The organism is Sporomusa sp. (assembly GCF_035561255.1).
Classification (GTDB): Bacteria; Bacillota; Negativicutes; order Sporomusales; family Sporomusaceae; genus Sporomusa.
The window spans coordinates 1-8,827 of record NZ_DATMXX010000145.1; the positions used below are offsets into that span (position 1 = coordinate 1).

Genomic DNA, 8,827 nt, shown 5'->3' on the forward strand with positions numbered 1-8,827 from the left:
GTCCTGGCATGCTTCTTATCTTTATCGCAGACCTCTGTTCATTTATTTATATTGTCCACCTATACAGGAAATTCAAAACCGCTACGCGAATAATGTCGAATATGTCTTTTTTAATTACTTGTACTTAGAAATATTCACTGCCGGAGGTGAACTATGAACTTGAATGACATATCTATTCCGCCTGCGTTTTTTTCAACAATACAGCTTTTATTCTCAACAATATCGGTCGTATTATTATTTTTATTATTTATGATAAGACGTAATACCCCTAACACACTCTGGCTGTTAGGCTGGTTATTTAATCTGCTTGCCGATATCCTTGAGCTTGGTTTTATCCAAGCAGACCAAACTACCATTACCTTCACTTGCCTGGCCACAAAACTACTCAGCTGTTATCTTATTTTGGCGGGCTTTTTAATACACAAGAACTATAATAAGGCCTGCAGAATAATTCCAATAATTTGTCTGATTTGGTTCACACTAGGTTTTCTCTTTCTCGCTCCCAACCAGGTCACTATTCTCTTGCCATCGGCATTCTTATTGGCTGTATACGGCTCTATTGCCTATAATAATATATTAATACAAACAAAAAATCTCTTTCCAATACTCATAACTGTCGCTGCTATGACCGTCTGGGGATTTCTAAATCTGATCAGCTTACTAACCAACCAAGCGGACGGGTATTGGGCCTGGATATGGATATACCGTATGGCCAGTCTTGCTCAGCTGGTTTGTGCCATTGCAATTTTTCGAAGCTATCTGCAGGAAATCGCAGTAGTTTCTCAAGCCGATGTGTTATTGCGCACCCTTGTTGAAAAAACTGACTGTATCGTGTACTCACTTCATCTTTTTCCAACAAAATTAGATTACGTCAGTCCAGGAGTTGAAGCTATGACCGGTTATTCACCGAATGATTTTTACAAAAACCACATGCTAAGTATTCGCATTATTCATCATGATGACCGGCAAGATTTTTTGTCTTTTTCCCGCACGATTGTAAAATCTCCGGGAAAACCAATGATTACACGAATTTGGCGTAAAAACTCCGCGATGATTTGGATCGAACATATTAATCTGCCGACATTTAACGAAAGTGGTGACTTGATTAAAATAAACGGAATTGCGCGTAATATAACCCACGAAAAACAATTAGAAGCACGTAATGATCTTTTAAAAGAAGTGGCACTGATGGTAATGGAGGATAAACCCCTCACAACAATTCTTTCTCACATCTGCAACAAGCTCGTCGACATTTACGGGTTTAATTTTGCCTGGATTGGTTTAAAGGAGTATGACGGCACTGTCAGCATTAGCGCAGTGGAGGGGGTTCAAAACCCGCTTATTCGCATACGTGAACTGAAAATCCGCTGGGACGATTCTCCGGAAGGGCAAGGAGTCGCCGGCAGGGTTATTCGCAACGGAAAAACCGTAATTGTCGATGTTAAGAAAGCCAACTTTCGGATCCAACCTTGGTTAGACAGATTAGTTGCCCGCAAAATACGTTCTGTTGCGGCATTTCCCCTGAAAACGAGAGGTAATACTCTGGGGGCACTGGTAATCTACTCCAACTACCAGTATCTTTTTAGTAACAGGGTAGTCTGTGAAATCGAATCGTTTGCCGAGCAAATCGCGCTGACCATTAATGATGCCATTAAAAAGCAGCAGCTCCAGTTGATTACCACAGGACTGCGTTCAACAACTAATGCAATTCTTATTACCGACCGGAACTTTGTCATTGAATGGAATAACCCGGCTTTTAACGACTTGACTCAATCAGATTATCAATCTGTTTTAAAATTGCATTTTCCGGCCACAATTAAACTTTTTAATCATGCTGCCGAAATATTTACCGAAATTCAGTCTGTCGCCTTAACCGGCTTAGCCTATGTAAATGAGTTTTCTTTATATAAACGGGATGGTTCACTAGCACCATTCGAAATTGCAGTCACACCGGTAAAAAACGACATGGAGGAGACCACTCACTTTATTATTGGCTTCCACGATCTTACACAACGGAAACAGGCGGAATCTGTACTGCAACGTTATCAATTCCTTTATCAGCGAACCAATGATATCATTCTTATTTCCCGCCCTGACGGACTCATTATCGAAGCTAATCCCGCGGCGGAAAATGCGTATGGCTATACACGCGGCCAGTTGCTTACCATGCGAATCAGTTCTTCTTTTGAGCCAGAACAAGCTGGCTCCACTCCAGTTCACTCATTTACTCCAATTATAGCCTCGCCGGAGGGCTATTTGTTAGAAACGGAACACCACCGGCGGGATGGCTCAGCCTTCCCGGTAGAAGTAAGTTCCGTATGTGTACCGATTGAGGCAAAAATAGTTATTTTCAGCACTATCCGTGACATTACTGACCGTAAACAGGCAGAATTGCATAAGCTGCAAGCTAAAGAAACACTCGCCCAAGCTGAGAAGTTAACTTCGTTGGGCAGAATGGCGGCCAGCATTTCTCATGAAATTAACCAACCGTTAAACACGATAAAAGTAATCGCCGATGGCATTCAATTTTGGCAACGAAAAGGAATCGAATCCGAAACACCGGCTCTGCTCCATGCAATCGGCGATATTTCCATCCAAGCCGACAAAATCGACAAAATCATCAAGCACGTCCGTGGCTTTCTTCATAGTAAAAATTCATCGCTGCGGGTGCCTTGCGAGTTAAATAGCATCATTGATTCTGTTTTAAACTTATTGGTAACCGAGTTAGCCTCTCACAATATTCAAATTCAAAAGAATCTGGTAGCTGATCTCCCACCTGTTTTCGCGACTCCTACCGGACTTGAGGAAATTGTCATTAATTTAGTGATGAATGCTTTTCATGCCCTGCAGTCAGTTGAGCAAGAAGATAAGCAAATTACTATCTCTACTTCAATTAGTGACTGTATTACAATTGTGGTGTCAGATAACGGCCCTGGAATAGCTGATGATATTAAAGATCAACTATTTGAACCTTTCTTTAGCACCAACGCCTCCGGCGACGGAATGGGGCTGGGTCTGGCGATCATTAAGTCAATTATCCTTTCTTACAACGGAACCATTTATGCAGTAAACAATGACCGGGGAGGAGCCACCTTCCGGGTGGAATTGCCTATCCATCAACAAAATGAGGATGCAACCGTAAATGCGGCTTGCTTAAAGAGTGAAAGAGAGCAATAAGCACGTAGAATTCTCAACTTGGTCGAAGTAAACACAGGAGGTTATAAGGTGAATATTTTGCTTGTGGATGATGATAAAACCGGCCGGGAATGGATTGCAATGTTTTTGCGCCAGCTTGGCCACCATGTTTTGGAATGCGCCAATGGCGAAGAAGCTTTAGCAGCATTCAAAACAATGGATTTTGGCATGGTACTTTCCGACATCAAAATGCCGAAAATGTCAGGGATTGAGTTATTAAAGGCCATTTCTTCCACGCCTTCCAAGCCCAACGCTGACATTGTACTCTTCACCGGACATGGTGACATGGAGTCGGCTATTCATGCTTTGCGGGCCGGTGCCTATGACTATCTCCTAAAGCCTATTAATATGGATGAACTGGCTGTACTAACGGAGAGGATTGCTGAACACCAAAATCTCTTGCGCGAAAATCAACGACTGATCCATCATTTTGACAGCGAAGTAAAGACTGCCACGGAAGAAACACAACGTGAGTTATCCCAACTAAAAACAATCATGGCCAAACAAGTTGGCTTAGGAAACATTGGCGTTTTTTCTGATTCCATGCACCAAATCGTTGACCAGGCATTCAAATATCATACTGACCGCTCAATACCGGTCTTGATTCAAGGCGAAACAGGAACCGGCAAGGAAATTATCGCCAAAATGATACATTATGGCAAAGATACACAAACCACTCCTTTTGTTGATATCAACTGCGCAGCCTTTACGTCCAGCTTATTTGAAAGCGAACTATTTGGCTATGAAGCCGGAGCATTCACAGGCGGTTTGACGAAAGGCCAAAAGGGCAAACTGGATATGGCTGCCGGCGGAACTTTATTTTTAGACGAAATAGGCGAGATGCCGCTAGAACTCCAGAGTAAATTACTGCGTGTTCTTCAGGAAAAAACCTATTACCGGGTAGGGGGTGTCAAGAAACTTACCACTAATGTTCGCATTGTATGCGCTACAAACGTGGACTTATCCGACATGGTTGCAAATGGCAGTTTTCGCAAAGATTTATATTACCGCCTTAAGGTAGGCCATATTATACTGCCGCCTTTACGGGAACGGTCTGATGAAATTCTGCCACTAACCGATATATTTCTGAAAGAATTCTCGCAGCTTAGAAGAAAGCGGTTTACTGCAACTAGTGCTGCGGCCGCCGATATCCTCCGCTCTTATCCGTGGCCTGGTAATATCCGTGAACTACGAAATGTCGTGGAGTGGGTAACCTTTATGTACGATGACGTTGAAGTACGCCCTGAACACTTAGGAGCGATCGCCCAAAATGAGCAAACCGCAGAAGCCTCGCCGAGAGTTTCCCCACTTGTCATTAACCCGGACAACTTTATGCTTCCGGCTGAAAAGTTCGATTTAAAAGAATTTACAGATAAAGTAATCTATAAATCCCTGGAAATGAAAAATGGTAATAAGACAGAAGCAGCTAACTATCTGAACCTGTCAAGGCGCGCACTCTGCTATAAGTTGGAACAAGATACAAAAGACTCCTGATCACTTATTTGACCTGATGCGCATATACAACTTCACCAGCTGAAAATGTGAAAACCCGCTTTCTTGCCCTACGGCTTGAAAGCGGGTTTTGCCTCGGTGTTTTCGCAAACAACCTTCACAACCAGTTGCTGCTCGTTACAGTCCTTATCATCCATTAGTTGATTGCCGGCTGGCAATTACCCCCACCGGAATGCAACCCCCAGGGTTCCCAACGGAAATTCCCATTTCTCCAGGATAGTATGACCACAAAGCACCCGGCAGGTGCCGCATTCTATACAGCCGGCATAATCGAATTGAATGGTACCGTTCTCATCAATCTTGTATAAGCCAGCCGGACAAGCCAATACCAATTTTCGCAGCTCCTGCCGGTCAGGTTCGGCTTTGAGAACGATATGGGCATTCTCTTCATCCACAATAAATTTATTTAAGCCAAGCTTTTGGTCCACATTGACCGTACTCACAATGACCGTACCCCCTTCCAGCCATCCCGCATGATATTGGCGATACCAATTTTCCGGACATGTTTAAACATATTTTTCAACAGCGGCTTAGCCGGCTGCCCGTTAACCACAAATAAATCAGTCAGCATGTCTGCCGCCATCCGGGGATAACCGTCAAAAATGCGCGGTGTTGATTCCATGAAGTGCGGCAAATTTTTATACAGCTTCAAATCCTGCATCAGATAACTCTTGTCCAGGTTGGTTTCATATTCTTTGAGGCTGACTTCACTATAATCCTGTTTGTCTTTTGCAGCCAGGACAGCTTGCGCGGCGCATTCGGCCGATGTAACCGCCAGATCCATCCCCCGCACTGCATAGCCGACATTGATACAGAAGCCGGCGGCATCACCAATGACCAGTACACCGTTGCCAACCAGCTTCGGCACCATCGCCAGCCCCCCTTCCGGCACAAGGTGGCCTGAATATTCAACAAGCTTGCCACCCTTTACCAGCGGCTCTATGGCCGGGTGCTGTTTAAAATCCTCCAGTAGTTGCGGCAACGATTTATCTCCCTCGACTAAATCACTCAGCGTACAGACAATGCCCAGGGAAAGACTGCTCTGATTGGTATACAAGAATCCACCGCCGGTCCGGCCGCCGGAGGGAAATCCGGCAAAAAGCCAGGCGGTTCCTTCATTGTCCTGACAGTGGAAGCGGTCATTGATCACTTCCGGGGGCAATTCAATAATTTCCTTGGCGCTCACAGAAACCTGACTTGGCAGCAGTTCACGGCAAAGGCTGATTTTTTGCGCCAGCAGCGAATTCACGCCATCAGCCAAAATAGTAACATCCGCCTCCATCTCATCCTCGCCGGCAATAACGCCGCAAACCTTGCCCTCGCGGACAATTAAATCATCAACCCGGATACCGCTGACTATCATAACCCCGGCTGCTTCCGCTTGCTCCGCCAGCCACTGGTCAAACACGCTGCGTAATACAGAATACGAATCACTGCCTTGTTTGCCCAGAGAACCGGAATAGAAATCTAAGGTTACACTACTCTCTTCGGTCATAAGACTGATTTTTTCCCGGGTAATTTTGCGTTCCACCGGCGCTTCCCGGCCAAAGTCCGGGAAAATTTTTTCAAGACTGTGACTGTAGATTCTGCCACCACTCACATTTTTGCTGCCGGCAAAGGTTCCCCGTTCCACCAGCATTACTTCCAGCCCCGCTTTGGCGAGCAGATAGCTTGCGACCGTGCCGGCTATACCGCCCCCTACGACTATGGCGTCAAATTTTTCATCAGCCATTATAACACCCTTTCCAATCTCCTCATATTAAAACTAACCTACGATTAACTATTTTAATTGACTGATTAATGCCGGCACCACTTTATACAGGTCACCTACAATACCGTAATCGGCTTGCTTGAAAATCGGTGCATTTTTGTCTTTGTTAATAGCAACAATTACCTTCGACCGGTTGATGCCAACCGTATGCTGAATCTGTCCGGAAATACCGACCGCAATATACAGCTCCGGAGCCAGCATCAGACCGGATACGCCGATATAAGTTTCTTTGGGCAGCCATTTTTCGGCCTCCGCAATGGGCCTGGTGCAGCCCTGCTCGGCACCGAATGCATCAGCTAATTCGCGAATCAGGGTTAAGTCCTCTTGTTTGGCAATCCCGCGGCCCACACCGATAATTTTTTTTGCAGCAGACAAGTTAACGGTAACTTTGGTTTTTTGTACTCTACTCACGATTTTAATCCTGGAAACAGGCTCAATATAGGCGGCTGTCTCCACAACACCTTGACCTGTCGCAATTGCAGAGGCGGTCAGTACACCAGGACCTGCGATAATAATTGCCGGTCCTGCCACCGCTTTTTCCTGACGGACCGCCGCTCCGCCATAAACCATACGCTTGGTTGCCAGATTATCCGCAATCTCCATGACATCGGTTATAGCGCTGCAGCCTTTTATGGCGGCTAGACGGCCCGCAATCAGCTTGCAACGTTTCGTAGACTCGATTAGCAGCATATTGGCTGCCGCTAAATCCATGACGGCGGCAATCGAATCAGTATAATCCTCCAGCATCACATTTTCCTGGACCGGGATAGACCAGATTTTATCTACCGCAAGAGCTCCCGGTGTGCCGATAACGACGGCCTCGATCTGATCTCCCAGGCTGCGTGCACCACTGCACAGTTCAGCCAGTGCCGTATTCCGTTCAGCAAAAACCAGTATTTTCATTGTTGTGACCACCTTTACTTCAATTCTTTAATAATTTTTTCCAGAAACTTTTTAACAACCTCATCTGAATCGCCTTCCAGGATGTCCTGCTTGCGTTCTGCTTGCTGAGGGGCCTTCGTTTCCAGATTTTCAACTGATTTTACCGGTTGACACAGGTCAAGATCAGCAATGTTCCAAGCAACAGTCGCTTTCTTCCCTGCCGCTAAGATCTGCTTCATGCCCGGAATACGCGGCACATTAATATCGGATGTGACGGAAAGCACCGCCGGTAATGAGATTTCCAGAATCTCTACCTCAGCTTCCAGAGTGCGTTCTACGATTACATTCATACCTTCAATAGTAATTTTACTGACGCTGTTGATTGTGGGCAGGTTAAGTAGCTGGCCAAGCTGAACCCCAACCTGCTGGGCATACAAATCGGCCGAACCTTCGCCGCAGAGAATAAGGTCATACTGGCCCACTTTGCCAATAGCCGCTTTTAAAACAGTTGCTGTCTGATGTGCGTCCATATCGGCCAAGTTGTTATCGGCTACTAAATACAGACTTTCCGGTCCCCGGGCCAAAACGTTTTTCTTTAATTTGGTGTCGTCAATGCTGGTGGCGCCAACACTAATACCCACCAGTGTTCCGCCATGTGCTTCAACCAGTTGGGTTCCCGCCTCGATCGCATTGATATCATAATTACTGATTGTCAGTTTCGCTCTGTCAAATGAAAGCTCGCCGTTAGCGTTAACGGTAATGTCTTGCTCTTCCGGCACTATTTTAAAACATGTTATAATCTGCATACTTACACCTCAAAAAATTAATTATCATTCACTGATTTATCAGGTAGCAGAAATACAGCTACAATAAATGCTTTTCATGCTTTTACTCTTGCTAACCATCAGTTGCGGAGAGAATTTTCTCTGCACCGTAGCTGGCCAGCAAATGGTTAAATATGGCCCTGCAGTGTTCATCGTAAAGTCGGCGACTTTTATACCTTCAAAATTGTTTTGCATGCGTCTATCCCTCCTTCATGAAATTTTGTACTAAAGCAATACAACTCTGTTTATAAGCAAATATTATGCCAAGTATCTGAGTTATAAATATAAGCAGGCAAATATCGTCAATAAGACTCTGATTTTCTGCCATAAATTTTGTAAAATTGCTCCTCTTTTGCGTAAAATCTTTCCAGAAGGAAAGGGCACAAGAGAAAGCCTAACAACAGAGTTACTATCCATCAAATCAGAATAACAAAGCCTCCCATGTAAGATGAAAACATCTACGATAGAAGACTTTGTTATGCTCTATCTGCGACAGAACAAGAATTCAGCTTGCACTCATTTACGATATACAAAACGGTGGAGAAGTTTCTAATTTTGTATTACAAAAATAGCAGGCCCGCTACATTTTAGGATAACCCAGCTGCCTGTATCGTGTTGCAAAATCAGTTTTTTAAAAAATTTC

6 protein-coding genes are annotated in these 8,827 nt (G+C 44.7%); 2 read left to right on the top strand and 4 right to left on the bottom strand.

Translation table 11 applies throughout. The annotated features are described in order from the left end of the window. Positions 1-153 precede the first annotated feature (153 nt). Both VN379_RS08025 and VN379_RS08030 read left to right on the top strand, forming a co-directional pair. Positions 154-3,177: a PAS domain S-box protein gene (locus VN379_RS08025; RefSeq protein WP_325532617.1), complete on the top strand. Its 3,024-nt coding sequence runs from the start codon at positions 154-156 to the stop codon at positions 3,175-3,177. A 48-nt stretch (positions 3,178-3,225) separates the two neighbouring features. After that, positions 3,226-4,689, top strand: coding sequence for a sigma-54 dependent transcriptional regulator (locus VN379_RS08030; protein ID WP_325532619.1), 1,464 nt, complete (start codon positions 3,226-3,228; stop codon positions 4,687-4,689). A gap of 176 nt (positions 4,690-4,865) precedes the next feature. Here VN379_RS08030 and VN379_RS08035 read toward each other — a convergent pair whose 3' ends face one another. From VN379_RS08035 to VN379_RS08050, 4 genes are read right to left on the bottom strand one after another with little or no spacing between them, the layout of a single operon-like run. After that, positions 4,866-5,150, bottom strand: a complete 285-nt coding sequence (locus VN379_RS08035; protein ID WP_325532621.1) for a ferredoxin family protein — start codon at positions 5,148-5,150, stop codon at positions 4,866-4,868. Continuing rightward, positions 5,147-6,439, bottom strand: coding sequence for an FAD-dependent oxidoreductase (locus VN379_RS08040; RefSeq protein WP_325532623.1), 1,293 nt, complete (start codon positions 6,437-6,439; stop codon positions 5,147-5,149). Before VN379_RS08040 ends, VN379_RS08035 begins: the two co-directional genes overlap by 4 nt. A 48-nt stretch (positions 6,440-6,487) precedes the next feature. After that, a complete protein-coding gene (locus VN379_RS08045) occupies positions 6,488-7,381 on the bottom strand; it encodes an electron transfer flavoprotein subunit alpha/FixB family protein (RefSeq protein ID WP_325532626.1) in 894 nt (297 codons plus the stop codon). A gap of 14 nt (positions 7,382-7,395) precedes the next feature. Continuing rightward, on the bottom strand, positions 7,396-8,166 hold the full coding sequence (locus VN379_RS08050; RefSeq protein WP_325532628.1) for an electron transfer flavoprotein: 771 nt from the start codon (positions 8,164-8,166) through the stop codon (positions 7,396-7,398). Positions 8,167-8,827: the final 661 nt, after the last annotated feature.